The sequence below is a fragment of the Paenibacillus agaridevorans genome (assembly GCF_003112455.1).
Classification (GTDB): Bacteria; Bacillota; Bacilli; order Paenibacillales; family Paenibacillaceae; genus Pristimantibacillus; species Pristimantibacillus agaridevorans.
The window spans coordinates 20,769-38,355 of record NZ_BDQX01000099.1; the positions used below are offsets into that span (position 1 = coordinate 20,769).

Annotated in this window: 14 protein-coding genes; 4 read left to right on the top strand and 10 right to left on the bottom strand. The window is 45.4% G+C overall.

The window, feature by feature from the left end:
- Positions 1-515: 515 nt before the first annotated feature.
- The 5 genes from PAT3040_RS10915 to PAT3040_RS10935 all read right to left on the bottom strand — a co-directional run bounded on the left by PAT3040_RS10915 (position 516) and on the right by PAT3040_RS10935 (position 3,680).
- Positions 516-2,135, bottom strand: coding sequence for a recombinase family protein (locus tag PAT3040_RS10915; protein ID WP_108992671.1), 1,620 nt, complete (start codon positions 2,133-2,135; stop codon positions 516-518).
- Between the two features lie 115 nt (positions 2,136-2,250).
- Positions 2,251-2,463 carry a hypothetical protein gene (locus PAT3040_RS10920; protein WP_108992672.1) on the bottom strand — a complete coding sequence of 71 codons (213 nt, stop codon included), beginning with the start codon at positions 2,461-2,463 and terminating at the stop codon, positions 2,251-2,253.
- Between the two features lie 51 nt (positions 2,464-2,514).
- Positions 2,515-2,922 carry a DUF6075 family protein gene (locus tag PAT3040_RS10925; protein ID WP_108992673.1) on the bottom strand — a complete coding sequence of 136 codons (408 nt, stop codon included), beginning with the start codon at positions 2,920-2,922 and terminating at the stop codon, positions 2,515-2,517.
- A 119-nt stretch (positions 2,923-3,041) separates the two neighbouring features.
- A complete protein-coding gene (locus tag PAT3040_RS10930; RefSeq protein ID WP_108992674.1) occupies positions 3,042-3,230 on the bottom strand; it encodes an aspartyl-phosphate phosphatase Spo0E family protein in 189 nt (62 codons plus the stop codon).
- A 114-nt stretch (positions 3,231-3,344) separates the two neighbouring features.
- On the bottom strand, positions 3,345-3,680 hold the full coding sequence (locus PAT3040_RS10935) for a hypothetical protein (protein ID WP_108992675.1): 336 nt from the start codon (positions 3,678-3,680) through the stop codon (positions 3,345-3,347).
- Positions 3,681-3,914: 234 nt separating this feature from the next.
- Between PAT3040_RS10935 and PAT3040_RS10940 the strand changes: the two genes are divergently transcribed.
- On the top strand, positions 3,915-4,151 hold the full coding sequence (locus tag PAT3040_RS10940; protein WP_258234932.1) for a helix-turn-helix domain-containing protein: 237 nt from the start codon (positions 3,915-3,917) through the stop codon (positions 4,149-4,151).
- Between the two features lie 141 nt (positions 4,152-4,292).
- On the opposite strand, the gene PAT3040_RS10945 is transcribed toward PAT3040_RS10940, so the two are convergent.
- The 4 genes from PAT3040_RS10945 to PAT3040_RS10960 form a co-directional block, all read right to left on the bottom strand.
- A complete protein-coding gene (locus PAT3040_RS10945) occupies positions 4,293-4,628 on the bottom strand; it encodes a plasmid mobilization protein (RefSeq protein WP_108992677.1) in 336 nt (111 codons plus the stop codon).
- 339 nt (positions 4,629-4,967) lie between these two features.
- Entirely contained in the window at positions 4,968-5,306 is a 339-nt protein-coding gene (locus PAT3040_RS10950) for a TnpV protein (protein WP_108992678.1), read from the bottom strand.
- Positions 5,307-5,520: 214 nt separating this feature from the next.
- Positions 5,521-5,799: a helix-turn-helix domain-containing protein gene (locus PAT3040_RS10955; protein WP_108992679.1), complete on the bottom strand. Its 279-nt coding sequence runs from the start codon at positions 5,797-5,799 to the stop codon at positions 5,521-5,523.
- Positions 5,800-5,915: 116 nt separating this feature from the next.
- Positions 5,916-6,854, bottom strand: coding sequence for a ParB/RepB/Spo0J family partition protein (locus PAT3040_RS10960; protein ID WP_108992680.1), 939 nt, complete (start codon positions 6,852-6,854; stop codon positions 5,916-5,918).
- Between the two features lie 570 nt (positions 6,855-7,424).
- On the opposite strand from PAT3040_RS10960, the gene PAT3040_RS10965 reads away from it, so the two are divergent.
- From PAT3040_RS10965 to PAT3040_RS10975, 3 genes are read left to right on the top strand one after another with little or no spacing between them, the layout of a single operon-like run.
- Positions 7,425-8,534, top strand: coding sequence for a DNA cytosine methyltransferase (locus PAT3040_RS10965; RefSeq protein WP_108992681.1), 1,110 nt, complete (start codon positions 7,425-7,427; stop codon positions 8,532-8,534).
- A gap of 3 nt (positions 8,535-8,537) precedes the next feature.
- Positions 8,538-11,654, top strand: coding sequence for an ATP-binding protein (locus tag PAT3040_RS10970; protein ID WP_108992682.1), 3,117 nt, complete (start codon positions 8,538-8,540; stop codon positions 11,652-11,654).
- Positions 11,651-13,288, top strand: a complete 1,638-nt coding sequence (locus tag PAT3040_RS10975) for a response regulator receiver domain (RefSeq protein ID WP_108992683.1) — start codon at positions 11,651-11,653, stop codon at positions 13,286-13,288. The genes PAT3040_RS10970 and PAT3040_RS10975 overlap by 4 nt, the downstream gene beginning before the upstream one ends.
- Positions 13,289-13,677: 389 nt before the next feature.
- Here PAT3040_RS10975 and PAT3040_RS10980 read toward each other — a convergent pair whose 3' ends face one another.
- Complete coding sequence (locus tag PAT3040_RS10980; protein ID WP_108992684.1) at positions 13,678-17,565, bottom strand: family 43 glycosylhydrolase; 3,888 nt, start codon at positions 17,563-17,565, stop codon at positions 13,678-13,680.
- Positions 17,566-17,587: the final 22 nt, after the last annotated feature.

Genomic DNA, 17,587 nt, shown 5'->3' on the forward strand with positions numbered 1-17,587 from the left:
CTTCGAAAATCTTGTACTCAATGGTAGTTTTATCTGCATTTAATAAATATGTACCATTCTGCAGAGTATCCAAAAATAGTTCCATTCTTTCTGTTACTGTTGTCTCATAAACCATTCAACACAACCTCATTTCTCAATATAATAGAGAGTTGCTCCATCATCCCAAGTTAGTACTTATGTTGCTGAATCTACTACCTTATTCCTTTTACGCTCCAGTAAAAAAATTGGACATCCATGATTCCGTTGGATTTGTTGATGAGAAAATAGTCATAATCGCTGCTGCTCCCGTAATAGTATCCATAAATGAAACCATGTTTTTCATATTTTTCCGAGCCTGTTGCTGACTTGCAAAAAAACTTTCTTAAGCCATTGCTTGCCCCCAAATAAATTGACGAACTAGAGTTACACTTGCCCTCATGTGCCCATTTTCCATCTGCAGAAACACAATAATACCCTGTAGGGTCAACATAAATCAACGGAGTAATCTATTTTTAACGAGGTAACACCTCAAATGTTTACGAAAGTAACCCGACGAATCGGTAATAAATATCAATGCGCTGCACGCGCTTGCCGTTTATCTTCTCGGCATCATACACAACAACCTTGTCAATCAGTTCATTCAATATCGCTTTTGTTAATTCCTTCATATCCGTGTACTCGCGCACCAGTTCCAAAAATCGAGTCGTGTTCTCCTGCTTGCTCTCAGCCTGGTTAAGCTGCTCTTCCAGCAGTTTGAGCCGCTCCTTCAGTTGCGCTTGTTCTTCTGTAAAATCCCGTGACAACGTCACATACTGTTCATCAGTGATTTTCCCTAAAGCATTGTCCTCATAAAGCTTCCGCTGAATCGTTTGCAGCTCGCTTTCCCGGCTGTTCAACCTGACGCACTCTTTCATGGCAGCTCGCCATTGCTTTTTCTGCTGGTTCTGGCTCACCATGGCAAGCTTCTCCACAAAGATACTTTCCTTCTCCCTGGCCGTCTGCGCATGTCGCCGGATGTCAGCCAATATAATCTCGTAGATGTGCACATAACTGATGTAATGGAAACTGCAATATGCTTTGCCGCGCGTTCGCGACTGATTGCAGGCGAAGCTTCCGCGACCGCCCTTGCCGCCGCTCGTTTTGCTGCTTCCGCCGCGAGCGAAGGACAAGCCTTGGCCACAGGTCGAGCATTTCAGCAATCCCGCGAAAATTTGATGCTCGCCCTCTTTGGTCGGGCGCTTCTTCACCCGAATGACCTTCTGTGCCAGAGCAAAGGTCTCTTCGTCAATCAGCGGCTCATGCGTATCCCGAACCTCAATCCATTCGTCCTGAGGTACGGCGACCACCCGCTTTTTCTTGAAGGAGGGCTTGGTTGCCTTGTGGCTCACCATGTGCCCCAGATGCGCCTTGTTTTGGAGAATAGTCTTGACGGTCGTTGCTCCCCAATCATACGGATGCCGGGTATTGACGACTTTCAGGTAACGCTGATGCTGCTCCGCCAGGTAGGCGCGTGGCGTTAAAACCCGATCTCCCCTCAGCAATCTGCCGATTTTATAAGGACTGTAGCCCTCCACCGCCAATCGGAAAATGTGTTGCACAACCGAAGCCGTATTTTCATCGGGAACCAGCTTATGCTTGTTCTGCTCGTCCTTGCGATAGCCGTAGGGGGCAAAGGCTCCCGTGTAATCGCCGTTTAACGCCCGCTGGCGGTAGCCGCTCTTGACCTTGCAGCTTGTATCGCGGACGAACCATTCATTGAACAGATTCCGCAGTTCCATGAAATCATCTTCGCCCTTGGCAGTGTCAATGTTCTCGCTGACGGCAATAAAGCGTACCTGATGCTCCGGGAAAAACACCTGAATGCACAGGCTCGTTTCGATCTGAATGCGACCCAGGCGGCTCAAATCCTTCACCAGCACAATATCAATGCCGCCGTTCTCAATGTCTCGCTTCATTCGCTGAAAGTCGGGGCGATCAAAGTTGGTGCCACTCCAGCCATCGTCCGTGTACACCTCGACCACTTCAAAATCCTGCTCCTTCGCGTAACGCCGGAGCAAAATCCGCTGATTTTCAATGCTCATGCTTTCGCCACTCTGTTCATCGTCCCGACTCAAACGACAGTAAATCGCGGTTCGGGTTTGCTGTTGTTTTTTCATCCTCCGTCCTTTCCCAGCAACAAATCGGCTGATTTCAGTATACCGGATTTCTGAAGCGGCAAGTAGTGTGCCGCGGTCTATTAGAAAAGGGAACCTCGAGGATTCCCTTCCTGATTCATCGGTTCCTGGACGCTTCACCCTCCCACGTTCGCAAAACAAGCCGTTCGATTTTATCGCCTATCGTTTCATTGCCGATATAGTGACATTGCACGATATACAAACTTTTCCCCAACTCCATCTTGCGTATAGGGCTATCTTCTGTTGGGTTAGTGCTGCCATCAAGTTTCTGTTCGATCCCCTCCACTGAAACAAAGGGTTTATCTCTCATATCTGCCCCTCCCCAATCAAGGCAATCCCTAATTTCATGAGTCCCACCAAATTATCGAGAGCGGCCGGCATGAGGCTTAATGCTCGGAGCCAGTTGACGATTATATTCCGGATAGCGCAGCCGTATTGATTCAAAGAAGTAGGGAGCGGCTTCGCAATCAAACAGTTCATACGGTGTTGAAAAGCGTTCCTCTACGGTCTGGCTCCAACCATTCCAGAGATTGAACGCCAATCGACAAATGCGGATGGAACCTCCGGTTTGCCAAGAAGCAGACAGCCCTTCCGGCTTAATGCCGCCATCGGAAAAGTCGAACAATTCCTGAATATGGGTGCGGGTCTCTTTCGACAAGCCCAGTGTGTAAAACAATGCGCGATGATAGCTGTCGGTACAACGACGCTCCGCTAACATTCGGTAGTAGAAGGCTTCATGCTCGGAGTCGTGAAAAACGGGTGGCTTCATGTTATCGCTCTCCTCTCAAAATAAAACGGTTAGTCGAAGGGCATCCTGATTGGAGCCTTCTACTAACCATTTCATTTTTGAACCCAAATCGGGCACCTTTGTAGCAATCACCCTAAAGATTATAACGATCTCCGACTTGAATCCATGTGCGCCCCCGATTCTGCGGATTGATAAGCATTCAGTAGCTGATCCAATTCTCTTGATTTTTCAAGCACCGCATGACTTTGAAGGCCAAAGCGCAGCGCTTGCTCATTCAGTTCTCTGCGGACGCGTTCAATATGTTTTAGAAGTTCGTTTGCTCCTTTCATGATGCTGTGAGTGTCCTCCTTCGGATTACAGGTCATGCCGCATCGTTACGTAGCCTCTTTTTCAGATCATAGCTGGTCGAGCCAACAAGGAGCCGCACTTGGCTATTTACAGGTTTACCTATTATTTTCCTGTTCTTGCGTTAGCTTGCGTCGCAGCTCCTTGTAAAGCTCATCCACAAAAGGCTCTTCTACGCTCGCATGCTGAGCGGCCTCCATAATGTCAAGCAATTGCTGGACCGATAAATGGCCGAGCGCTCTGCGACCGCCCTTGTTCCATAGTGTTGTATTTACTTCCAGAATGACCTCCGCTTCGATTCGCTGAAAATTCGAAATGTACCGCGCAATTTCGTCGGCCAAGGCAAGCGTATTTTCATAGCTCAGCCCTAACCGTTCCCGCTTCAGATAAAGGACAGTCAGGACTGCCATTTTCGTAGAATGCGTTGCAATCATCTCCTTTGTCCTTTTCCGAAAAATCGTCACTTTGGAAGAGCCCTTAAATCCTACTGAACGGAGCAACTGATGCCCTCAAATTCTCGCAAGCGGGCGTTTTTGCTTCAGTTTACTCGTACTCCAAAAGGATTTTCCTGTATAAAAAGGGCGCATACAAGAAATTCTAGTGTATAACACACTGAAAGTAAAGAGTGGATTATCCACTGAACTATACTCATCTTGAGGTGAGTGCCTGTGGTCTATGAACGAATACGGAACATGCGTGAAGACAAGGATTTATCACAAGAGAAACTGTGCGAGCATCTGAACATCAAGCAGCGAACCTACAGCGATTACGAACGAGGGAAGTTAGATATTCCGACGGCGCTCTTAATTGCATTGGCCGATTTCCATCAAACGAGCATTGATTACTTGCTTGGCCGCACGGATCAAAAAACGCCTTATCCTCCCCGCGCCAAAAAACGCTCTTGAACGCAACTATCCGACTTCTTTGAATGGCTCCAATGCTTGATAGTACAGCGCCTGTAAAATCCATTGACAAAAAAATTCAGGAAGGGCAAGACTGGGGTGTCTCGCTCCTTCCATTTGACTCTGCTCGGTAGAGCGAGCGGTCTACTGTTCAATCCTTAGCTCCGGCTCTGTTACGGCCTTCTGAATCTGCAAAACAACGCGGCGTAATTGATCCACCTCTTGTTGAAAGACTTCTCTGTCCAGATGCCCGGTTGCATGAGCCTTCACCGCCAACTGGTTCAGGTTATTTCCAATGGCATGAAGCTCACGGATCAGCGCGTGATAGTCGAGGGGAGGTAGTGGTTTTGGAATATAGCCGATAATAAGGGATCGGACTAAAGCTTCCTGAGAAAGGCCGGACTGTTTCACCTGCCGAACCAAGTGATTTCGTTCCTTTTCATTCAAGCGAACCATGATTTTAATATTTCGTGTGCGCATAGAAACGCTCCTTTCGATGAAGCAAGACTATTTCTCGGAAATCGATTTTTTAATCGCTGTCGCTGCCATCAAGCTAATTGATGCGAGAAAACTAGGGTCTTAGGGGCGCAGCCCCTAACAAGCGAATTTGGTGGCCAGCCAAATTCAGTGCTTGCTGCAATTTCGGACAGCGTCCTACATTGCCATCCAGGCACCTGCCGGGAAAAAGAGGGGTCGTCCATATGCGGTATCTGCATCAGCGCCGAATCCCCGTTAATGGGAATCATGCGATCATGTGTCAATGGCTTCATTTATGAGAAAACGGAAGGCCGCAGCCTTCCGTTTTCCATCCATTCTTATTTAGCTGTAGACCAGTTCACGCAACGCTAATTCCTCCGCTTGTTGCTTCAGGCCGTTCATATGGCTTATCCAGTCCGAGGGATGAGCGGCTTTATCCGGGGCTGGATACCGTTCCAACAACCGCTCCATTGTCCATTCCACTTGTTCCCTCGCCGCCCGGTCAATTTCCGCCAGATGCGAGTTCAATTGCTCGGACAACATCAGGTGGGCGTAGGAGCCTTTTCGTTCGGTTTTCAGAAATGTTTTTCGCAGCATCCCGTACTTCCCGATTGGGAGGGCTTCCGGCGAAGTCAGATTCGGCAGCAGATAATCCCCGTCTGTCCGGTATGTCAGTTCCATAGGCAGTCATCCCCTTCACACGTAGTCTATTTCCATTGTGCGCGTAGGGCTCCTGTCTTGCAAGGGTGCGGAAGAGCGGAACGGAGGATCGACACATGGCAACCGCTTGTGCAGGGATTTTCACCAACGGGGATTTTTTCGACCAAGCCGCTTTCGCCGTAGGCTTGACTCAAACCTCTTGATCAGGCTTTCCAACATTATGTTCCGGAAAGTGCTACAACATCGTGATTTTGTTGGTCATTCGCGCTCCTTCAGTCGAATAGCGAGATGTAAGACGGATCAAGCCGCATTGCTCCAGACGACGTAAATGACGGCGAACCGCAGAAGTTGAGAGTCCCATCTCTATGGCAAGTCGGCGGGAAGAAAGCCACACGGTGCCGTTTCCTCCTCCCGCAACATCCAGTAGAAAGCTATACAGAAGCTTGGCCGATGATGGCAGTGCAATTCCGACCAACAGTCGATAACGGGTTGAATCGTTCATTTCGACCTCCATTTCTCACAGTCTCCGGCGCGTCCAAACAGCCTGCATACGGGCAAGTTTGGCTCGTTGTATGGGCGTGTCGCGCTTGTCAGGGGGATGTTTTCCCGGCTGGTCAACGATTGGGAAATTTATCGTTCATGCTCCCTTTTCCGCTTGCGAGACCACTCCTTCAACAATTGCACAAGCAGCTCCTCCAGTTGCTTTTCGGTAATTTCGTGCGGCAAAAAGCCTTTCACCCGCTCTCGCGGAATGACCAGTTTAGCTTGCTGTGTCGGTTTTTCTTCCTCCATGATCACGGCGATCACTTCCACGGTCAAATTGCCCGATTGGCTGAGCTTCTTCATGCGTTGCGCCTGTGCCAGAGAGGGGGTACGATCCTCGGCTTGCATCTTTTCCAGCAGAGCCGTTTGCTCCTGTTCCGGCAAATACGAGATTTCAACCGCAGGGCTGAATGCTATCTGTTTTTGATCCACCATGTCGAGAATGGCGGGGATAAGCTCGGTCAGGCGGATGTAGCGTTGAATCTGATTCCGGCTTTCTCCGACCTGATCGGCCAGAAGCTGGTCGGAGCGTTTTTGTGTCCCAAGTTGGGACACATTATCTTTGTCCGGTCTTCCTGCCTGCCGTTTCATCGCCTCCAGCTTCATTTTGTAGGCGAATGCCTTCTCGCTTGGCGATACATACTCCCGCTGTAAGTTGCTGTCTATCATAATAATGATCGCCTGATCGTGGTCTAGTTCGCGAACAAGGCAAGGAATCGACTCTTTTCCGGCCAATTCGCTTGCCCGTTTCCGCCGATGCCCGGCCACCATTTCATAGCCGCCATCCGCTTTGGGTCGCACAAGAACAGGCACCAGCACTCCGTATTCCTTGACGCTCTCAACCATCTCCAACATCGCTTCATCTGTTTTCACCTTGAACGGATGCTCCTGAAAATCGCTGATCTCCGCAAGCGGAAGCTCCAGTACCTTTTCCCGCGCTGCTTCTTGCCGACCTTCCTCCGTGACAAATAAATCATCCACGCTTGTCAGCTTGATACCCGCGCGCCGCTGTTCCTTTTCTGCCACTTTTCGCACCTCCTGGATTTGGTTTGACCTGATTCGTCAACTTGCTTCATCCGACGGACGGTGGTTGACCGTCTCCATAGGCGCATACTACACCTCCCCCAGGATCGCTGCGGACCGCCCCCATTGCGATAAGCTGTGGCTGGGCGGAAGTATCTTGAACCCTCAATGCAGGTCATCGCCGAGAATGGAACCACCATTTCGTTATGCTCCGCGGGATCGCTCGCCGTATGTCCCGCAAGTTGAAACGGACGGGGACAATACAGGTCATGGCGCACTGGCATACTGGCTTTCCTACAAGGCTGCATGGGGAATGTACCGGATGAACTTGTATCTATTCGATTGTCAATGAACGATGACGAGAGATTTTTGTCCCTCTATAAGCCGTTTCATTTTTTTGGGGAAATCGGGTAGTTTGAGGAAAAAATATTTTGGGAAGAGGTTAATTCGAGCGGCTCTTCTGTCTAAGGGCTAAAACTTATGTTAAAATTGTATCAAGCTTATGAGCGGATTCCTCACGGGTTGCATAATAAAGAGGGGATTTATATGATAGTATAGAATGGTAGAGACTGGATGGTAATAGAAATGGAATTTACTTGTATTGAAACATTTTGTGGTGCTGGCGGTCTTGGTGCAGGGCTTAAAGAGGCAGGATTTAAATTACTCTGGGCATTTGATAAAGATGAACAAGCAGTGGAAACTTATAAAAATAATGTATCAGTCAAGGTATCCGTTGAAGATGCCGCTAAGCTGAGACCTGAGACTTTGTTGGGATTAGCCGGAATGAATAAACGAGAGCTTTTTTTGCTTTCTGGAGGCCCCCCTTGCCAAGGATTTTCCAGACAAAAGCGTGGAGGGGAAAACGGGGATAAAAGAAATCGTTTAATAGTAAAATATATCAGGATGGTTCAAGGCATTGAGCCTATGTTTTTTCTATTAGAAAATGTGGATACATTCAAGAAAAAAAGAGGAAAGATATATTTAGATCTACTAGAAACAGGACTTAGGAATATGTATGAAATCCATGTAAAAGAAATAAACTGTGCGGATTATGGCGTGCCACAAGTTCGGAAAAGAACAGTGGTTGTCGGAGTTCGTAAAGATTTAGGAATCGCATACGAATTCCCCAAGCCAACTCATACAAATAATTGGATTACTGTAGGTCAAGCATTAAGAAACATTCCTACGCCTCCTGATGATGGAAGTGAGTATGCTGACCCTTGCTACCCTAATCATTCTGTTCCCAGAGTGACTAGTATTAACATCGAACGAATCAGCTATGTACCTCAAGGAAGTGGAAGGAAATGTTTACCGCGAAGATTACAATTACCTTGTCATAAAAAGAAAACAGGATGGCCCGATGTGTATGGGCGAATGGCAGCCGATAAACCTGCACCTACTATTACCGGGGGATTCGATAATTTTACACGCGGAAGATTTGCTCATCCCAATCACAATAGACCCATAACTGCTAGAGAAGCTGCTGTACTTCAAAGTTTCAATATTAACTATAAATTTTTTGGGAACAAAGGCCAGGTAAGACAACAAATCGGAAACGCAGTCCCCCCATTGCTAGCGAAATCTCTGGGGCAATCCATTATTAGCGCAATGCAATCAGCTCAGTGCCAACAGGAGGAAACATCTTCTCAAAAATCATTTATAGAAGTTGTGATTGGAGGATAATTGATGGCAAGATTTCGAACAAAAGCAAGAGCTGTAGATTTATTAGGCAAACAACAAATCAGAGATGAGATTACTGCTGTATCCGAATTACTGCGAAATTCATATGATGCAGATGCAATGGAAGGTCTGATTCAGGTAGATTCAGACAATGATTACATTATGGTTTGGGATGACGGGGAAGGGATGGACGAGAAAGATATTATTGATAGTTGGCTGACTATTGGAACTTACTCGAAAAAGACGAAGAAAATACAACCAAGTAAGAAAAAACGGATTAAAATAGGAGAAAAAGGGATAGGGAGACTCGCAATCTCTCTACTTGGCGATCAACTATTACTTTGTACTAAGAAGCGCGGATTTAAACCTTGGACTCTTCTTTACCTACACTGGGATCTATTTAGAAACGAGCGTCTTTTCTTGGAGGATATCGAATTACCTCTCAGAACCTTCGACTCCTTGGATCAAATGAAAGATTACCTTACAGAGAATATCATAGATATGAAAACAGAGTTAATAAAAAACTTATCAGATGAAGATAAGTGGGACTCTGCAACTGCTGATAAAATACGGGCTGAAGTGAATAGCTTCCAAATTAATGATACAGCATTGAATCGATTATATTTAAATGAACGACGCGGTGGAGGTACTCTTTTCTATATAAATAATTTAGAAAATGATTGGGATTGGAAAGTTTACTTGACACAGGTAGAAGATGAAAGTCGTAAAGAAAGAAGGTTAAGATTACAAAACGTATTGGTATCATTTCAGAACCTTATTGACCTATTTGACCGCCAAGAAAATGAAGATGATAATGAAAATAAATTCCTCCCTATGTTGCACATAAATGGACACAAATTAGAAAATGAATCTTGGTTTAATCCCGATGATATTCAGTTGTTTGATTACGCTTTAAAAGGAACAATAGATAATGGACAATTTACTGGGCAAGCTGTAATAAAAAATATGAAGAGTGACGAAACACATGAAATATTACATCAAAAACTGACATCTGGAATACATACAAGTAACATGATCGATATCGGACCAATCTACATAAAATGGTTTTTTATAGAAGGAAAGAAAGACCTTACCGTCCTTTCTCCAGAACAACACAATATGATGATGTCGAAGCTGATTGATTCTGGAGGAATCTATGTTTTTCGTGATGGACTACGAATATTGCCTTACGGTGAGCAAGGTAATGATTTTCTCAAAATTGAAGAACGTCGTTCCAAAGGAGCTGGCTACTATTTATTCAGCCATCGCCGAATGTATGGATATATGGAAATCAGTAAGTTAAAGAACCCTAAATTAACTGACAAATCAAGTAGAGAAGGATTTGTTGAAAATAGTGCCTTTGATTATTTTCGTTCTTTAGCCATAAATCTTTTAAAGTGGTGGGCTACAGAGTTTCTCGAAACCAAACTTAAGGAATCTGGCAAGAGAACGATTCGGAACCAGAGACTACAAAATGAAAGAGAACAAGTAGCCAGTGCTATCAAAAAACAGCGCGAAGAGGAAAAACGCGAGAAGCAATACTTCGATAATTTAGAAAATGTAATGTCAAATTTTGATGCATCTTTAGAAAAGACACTGACAGACATTATAAAACAAATTAATGAGCGAATATATACAAAAAAAACTGAAATCCTTTCTAATACACGTAATAAAAGTTCGAGTGCTGAAATGGTTGATAAACTTTCTTTCGAATTGTATCGCCATGCTGAAAATATTGATAATCTTAGAATTCATCATAATTTGAGATATTTTCATTCTCAAGAATGGACTGACAAAATTGATTCTGCTCATATTACTTTAGCAAATGCAAAAAAAAATATACATGAACATATTGAAGCGGAAATTGCATCCTTAAAACAAAAAATAGAAGACATAGATGAGCAGATAAACGATAGTTCAGATAAAAAGGATTACGATACTACGGAACTCCAAGCGAAATTTGAATATGCTCTTCAATGGATCAAGGAAGGACTCCCTTCGCTTATTGATAAATCTGCAGACCTGGAAATAAAAGAGTTCGAAAATATTGTTCAATCATTTGCCCAGGAGTCGTTAGCTGCATATCGCAAACGTACTCTTCAAAAGTATCATGACGAGTTAGCCCCCGCTCTGAATAATTTTAAGTTTAAGCTTCAAGATCTGGAAAATATCATGAATAAAATAACTTCCCTTGACTTTTTTCTTGATTCAGAGGGTATTCAATCTGAAGCTTTACTTGCAATTAGTGATTTTGACAAACATAAAGAAGCGGTTCACCAAGAAATACTAAGTATAAGTAATGATAATAGAAACAGTAACGTTACCGCGGACTCTATACAGACAATATTACGATTGAAAGACAGAATTATTCAGGGGGATACAACATTTTCTGACGACGCCTATATTGGTCTATTAAAACAAGAAGTAAATATGTACCGTGAATTGTCTGCCATCGGACTGGCTGCAGAATTAACAAGTCATGAATTCAATGCTCTATACAAAAGCATCAGAGATCAATTAGGGTTATTACAAAAATCATTAGCAAATACAAGAATCTTACCTGTAGTCGAGAAAACAGGAGCTGCATTCCGCTCTCTTGAAAGACTTCATCAAAGAATGAATCCACTTTATCGTCAAGTTAGAGCACGTAAGCAAAACATAAATATCAAAGCCTTTTTAGAAAGCGTATTAGAGTATTTTGAATCTGATTTGAAACGCTACTCTATTTCACCAGTCATAAAAGTAAGCGATCATTTTTCAATAAGAGAAACAGATTCAATTCTTTTCACACCAATTGTTAATTTAATTTCAAACTCCATTTACTGGATGCTAAATAGTGAACAAAAACAGCTTCATTTCTATACAGATAAAGAGGAGCGTCATCTTTACATCCATGATTCAGGACCTGGAGTTGAAGGGCGCGATCAGAACCATATTTTCGAACCTTACTTTACCCGAAAAACTGAAGGGAGAGGCCTTGGTCTATTCTTATCCAAAGATATCCTGGAATCTCGCGGACATCAATTGTATTTGGTAAATGCAGAAAATGAGGTGCATCCTGTTGGTGGTGCATGTTTCTGTATTGAATTTAGTGAAGAGTCAAGGAAAGAGGGTCTAGTATGAGTATCCAAGAACAAATTGTAGGAATTGTAAAAAGATATTTTGATAATGCAGTTATTGTAGACGATGATCTTAACCTTGAAGAACAATCACTTCCTGAGATAACGGATGAGGAACTGGTGAGTGTCCCTGATGATCTTGGTCTCATAGAATACGCCACACCCGCTTCTGCAAAAGCAGAACTGATTACAAGAGAACAACCTGGTCTTTTATTCCGTGAATTGGCCAAAGAAGGAATTGTTACCTATCCGTATAGATATCAAAGAACAGCAGATGAAATTCAACTTAGATGGTTGTCTTCCATATTAAGAAATGCAAAGCTTCTTTTTCTTGATTGGAATCTAGAAGAGGCCAAGCCTGAATCCAGTTCGGTTGCTGGAACTGCATCTCTAAAGATAATGGAGGAGTATTCTAAAGTCCGCTCAGGATTAAAATGTGCCGTTATTTATACTCAAGCAGATTGTATCGAGGTACTAGATGAGATCGCTCCACATTTCCAAATAATTGATAGAGAAAATTACTTCTTTCAAGAGAAGAATGCTGAAGAAGGAAACTCCTTATTTGGATTTGTTATGAACAAGGAGATACAAGCTTCTGATATTATGGATAGAATTGGATCTATTTTATTGAAGGACAAAAGTATATCTCTGCACATTTTGGACAGTGTGCATCGTTTAGAGCAAAGCATCTCCAATGTAATGCACCGTTTTAATGCACCTTTCGAAAAAATAATTTTCACTCAAATGGTTTCATCAGAGATAGACAGCAAAGACATGCCTGCATTTTTAGATGATACCTTACTTTCTGACGTACTATCTGAGCACTCGAAGATTTCCGCAACCAACTTTTTGTTTCGTCTTAAGAAACGGGAAATATCTGAGTCCCTGAAGCAACAGGCAATTAATCAACAAGAACTAGAAGCAATTCGCAATCATATCCCCTATAAAAAGAAAGAACTAATAGAGAGTAAACTATTAGATTCTACCTTCACAACACGCATAATAGAACTTTTAGAAAGTGATCAACTTGATTCTATAGACTCACTAAAATCTAGGATTTTGGAAGTTTCAGCTAATCAAATGAGTCTTGATAGTGTGCGCGATATTATTCTGATTCTAATGCTCCTGGATGAGTTCCGGAGAAACACTGTAGGTTTCAAAGAAACTTTCCAAAAACAAACTTATTATTTAACAAAATTGCTCAAATATTTCAGGACAGATCGAAATCTAATCGATACAGGAAGCATATGGAAATTTAAAAATCAGTATATGCTTTGCATAACTCCTTTTTGCGACACCTACCGTCCTGAAAAAGTGAACTTCACCTACAAATTTATTGTTGGTAACGAGATACCACCAACAGAGAAACTGCTAGATAACAAAGAAACAAACTCTGCCTTCATTAGTGTGCCCATTGAGGAATCCAAGTCCTTAATATTTGTTAAATGGGACTTTTATAATGTTGTGTCCGTGGACAAAGATTCTGTTCTGAAAGACATGCAGAAAATTACAACATTAAAAAAAGAGTATGTACAAAATATTATTAACAGGTACATTGGCTATCAAGCGCGGGCTGGTGTTAATGAATTGTTTTATAAGGAATCGTATCGTTCGCATTTTGTTGGTCTTCTATCCTGATGTCAGGTATTATTCTACTAATATTTCAATAGTAGGAACTTAAGAGAAGAGACTCAAAATTTGCTCAACATTATTCCAAAGCTCGACGACTTACACGGAAAAGGATAAGTTCTGATATATGAAGGGCCACCTTCCTTTAGATCATGAAGGTGGCCTTTCATGCCGATTTGCTACTGATTCCCATGATTTTAAGTTTACCTCGCAAAAAACAGAATACCGGATTATTTTCCACATAAAGGTTCAAACTCAACGGATTCGCAATATCCCTTTCATTCTTATCCTGAACAAGAAGAGCGCCGATACCTTGGGGTACGGCGCTTTCTCGTTCCATATGTCGTTCATGCAAGCGGTCATGATACCTATTTACTGCACTGGCAACTTGGCTATTTTCACTTTGATGACCAAGATTCCAGCAACTGATTTGCCAAGGATTCCAGCTTCTGCTTCGCTTCCTCCGTCACATGCCTCTGCATCGACCGATTATTCAAGTGCTTAAGGAAGTCTCCCAGATGTTTAGCTGCTTGTGAGTGCCGTCCACCCGACAAATGTTGTTTGACCTGATTCAGCCGGTTCGTCAATTGCTTAACAAGCGGTCCGCTCACATCGCCTGAGATGACGTACGCTTGCAACTGATTGCTCAACGTATCTACAGTGGGTGTTGGAATCGGCGAGTCGGATACTGTAATGATGCTAGTCGCCTGGTAACCGCTATCGACTGTTGTTACTGTAATTATAGCTGTACCTTGAGCAATCGCCGTAACAATCCCATTCTCATCCACCGCAGCTACATCGGGATTTGAACTGCTCCACGTCACGCTCTTGTCAGTCGCATCGGCAGGTTCCACGGTTGCGATAAGCTGGACGGTAGAGCTTTCGGAATCGGTATACAACTGCACACTGATCTTGTCCAGACTCACGCCGGTGACTTGACGCTGCGGTTGGTGGCCCGCAACTGTCAGCTCCACATGAGGACTCGCCTTATGCGTATCCGTCGCGGAGTATCGGACCCAATACGTGCCAGGCGCCAAATTCGCAATGGTATCGCCCTCTACGCGAGACCATACGCCCCCATTATCGGAAGACCATTCCATGGCGGCGTTCACGCCGGTGATCCGACCGTCATTGGCCCCTTCGGCTGTTTCAGCGACAGTCTCAAGCCCTTCAGGCGCAATCTTCGCTCCCCCGATAACCATGACTTTGAAATCGTCGAAATCAATGGAAGCGTTGGCGTAACCGTCAACGCCAAAGAGCTGTCCAGTCAGCTTATTGCCGCCTGTATGACGGAAGACGTAGTTCTCGGCTATCGGAGTAGGATCATCGTTTAAGTAGACGGTATACGTTTTGGCATCCCAGTTGGCTTCCATCCTGAACTTATACCATGTGCCATTGTAATTAAAGTCTTTGACTTTATGCTTGGTAGGTCCGGATTGCACGATAATTTTCCCCAAATCAAAGGCCGTGACCATAGAATAATTATCCGTTCCGCTGTCGTTTCTCACCATAGCGCCATTCGCGTATTGGAAGCTGCTGTTCAATCTGGCGCGATATTCGATAATGATGCGCTGATCTCCTGTAGCCGTCACCTCGTCCAGATAAGGAAGGAACAAGTTGGCTTTGCCCGGAGTAGCAGCGGTGGTCAATCGAAGGAATTTATTCCCGTCTTCCTCTAACACAGCGGCGGTAGCGCCGTTGGTCAGCTCTCTGACCATAATCCCGAAAGGAAACTTGCCCGTCTCATCGCCGGAGAAATCCCGGTAAGCGTTGTAGAACACGCCATCCTGTTTACTGTTGAGCGAACCTAACAAAGCGGCTTCCGCTTCGGCAAGTGAAGTTCGCATCTGGTTAAACTGTTCTTCCGTCAGATTGCCGTCTGCAGACAACGCCTCTGCCTGAAGCAGCGCAGCCAAGAGCGTATTGTATGCGGCAAGACTATAAGTACCGAGGCTTTCGCCCAGAGGGTATGAGAAACTGTCCAGCCTGCTGCGAATTTCATTCACAATACCATCAAGACCCCAGTCCGGAACAACTTCTATGGAAGCGCTCGCAGGCAAATCCTCGCCATTCAGAGTCAATAAGACGGGTATCTGTACGAAGCCAAGCGAGTTGAAATGAATACCTTCCAACTTCCAACTGATCCCGGCTGAGTACTCCTCCCCATTGTAGACGACGTTAACAACGCCGGGCAGTCTAGGTGTCACTCCCGAAGGGGTCTTGACTTGAGAAACGACTTGCGGAACCTGGGATGGTTCAGGCGTTACCGTCAAGTTGAATGCGGCTTCCTTGCCGCCGTATACAGCTTTAATCACCGTATCCCCCGGCTCGGTGTCATATACCTGACCGATGGTTGTAACCTTAGCCACGTCGGGGTTGCTGCTGAAGTACTCAACGCCAGCATCAGCCGTCACATCCTGTTCCTCATAGGTGTTGTAACGTGCCGTTATCTGCAGTTGTCCTGTCAGTCCGCTGGTCAGGACGTTGTTTAATCCGCTAATCGCAACGGACTGCACGGACCTTGGTTCAGCGGCAACATAAACGGCGGCCGTAGCCATTAGCCCGTTATAGGTTGCGGTTATCGTGGCACTGCCCGCCTTAATCCCCTTGATCACCGTTCCCTCAATCGTTTCTTCAACAATGGCGACCTCTGTATTGGAGGAACTGAAGGAAACTCCGCTGCCTGCAAGAGAATGGGTTGTACCTGTGATCGTATACACGGGCAAGCTGCGACTCTCCCCCAGTCCCAGCGTGTACCCCGGAGAATCGAATAATAGTTCGGAGCCTGCTTCAAGCCTGAACAGATCCAGACTGTCCATCTCGACAAGACCGCCGCCGCCCGAGAAGCGGATCGTATTGTCACCTTGTTCAAGGTAGATCTTCGCGGTAGAGACTCCCCAGCGATTCCAGCCGGAATAGACGGTGTTCAGTCTAGCTCCGGGACTGCCGTTGACCGACACGATTTGGGAAGCATCCCCCCCGCTCGATGAACCATTGGCGCTGCGAACGGACATCATATAAAATCCTGCATCCGGCACGTGGACCGTATACTGGATATGATCGCCGGCATTTTGGATATTAGCGATCTTCATCCCGCCCGATGCGCTGCTTTCCCGCCGTACGGCAGGGCCGATTGCGCTGGCGGGATCTTTCCCCAGCACGGCAGTCTCCGCCTCATAACGTTGACGTACCGGCTCTCCCGAAGGTATCGCAATCGGTATGTTCGGGTCGACGGGTTCACCCAAGTTCGGTGTTCCGTCAGCGTTCCAAGTAAATTTCTGTGCGCGAACATTGCGGGTCCACCCTGATCCCGGCCAGCGGGCGGCATGGTAGATAATCCAGTCCTCGCTGCCGTCGGGCGAGGTCACCAGACTGTGGTGACCCGGACCATAAACGCCGTTAGCGCTAGAGAAGATTGGCTCGTCATGCTTAACCCAAGACTCGGGATCCATCAGATCGGCGCCAATATGGGCCGTAATCAACCCGAGGCAATAACTGTCTGTCCAGCTTCCGTTGGCGGAATAGACCAGATTGATGATGTCGCCCTTTATCGTCACTTGCGGTCCTTCATTGATCCTGCCCGGGGACGATTCCCAATCATATTCAGGCGTCGAGAGCAACACCCGTTCCGAGCTGATCGTCCATGGATTGCTCATCTTCGAAATATATAAATTTTGAAAGCTTCCGTCCATATTCTCCCAACCTGACCAGATGAAATAGTGTTCATCATTTACAGTCAGCACAGTTCCGTCAATAGCCCAGCGGTCGCTGGAATCGGTAATTTTACCTTTGAACTCCCAAGTTCCGGTCATCGGGTTCTCATTGGCGTTCTCCAGCACGTACATGCGGTGGTTAGCATTGGTTCCGTTATCGGCCGCGAAGTAAATATACCATTTGTAAGCGCCATCGGTATCTTTGAGATAATGCATCTCCGGCGCCCAGATATTAGAGCTGTACATGGTATCCTTGACCGGCGACCAGGTCAGTCGCCTCTCGCCCGCTTCAAGGCCGCTGATGGTCTTCGCTCTGCGGATCATGACACCACTGGCGTTGACAAAGGAGTTGTAGTAATAGCCGTCCGTGTGCTTGTACACCCAAGGGTCGGCGCCTACCTGCATAATAACATTGTAGAAATTAGACACTTCCAATCCCCCTTCGGTCGATGCCGGCATCGAAACTGGCGAATCCGGCATGGATTCCTCAGCCGCAACCGCTCCAATTCCTTGCGGCAGCATCAATAACACTGCAAGGCAAAGCAAAAGATGCCTGAAACTGTTTTTGAACATTATTAATCCTCCTCGTACTATA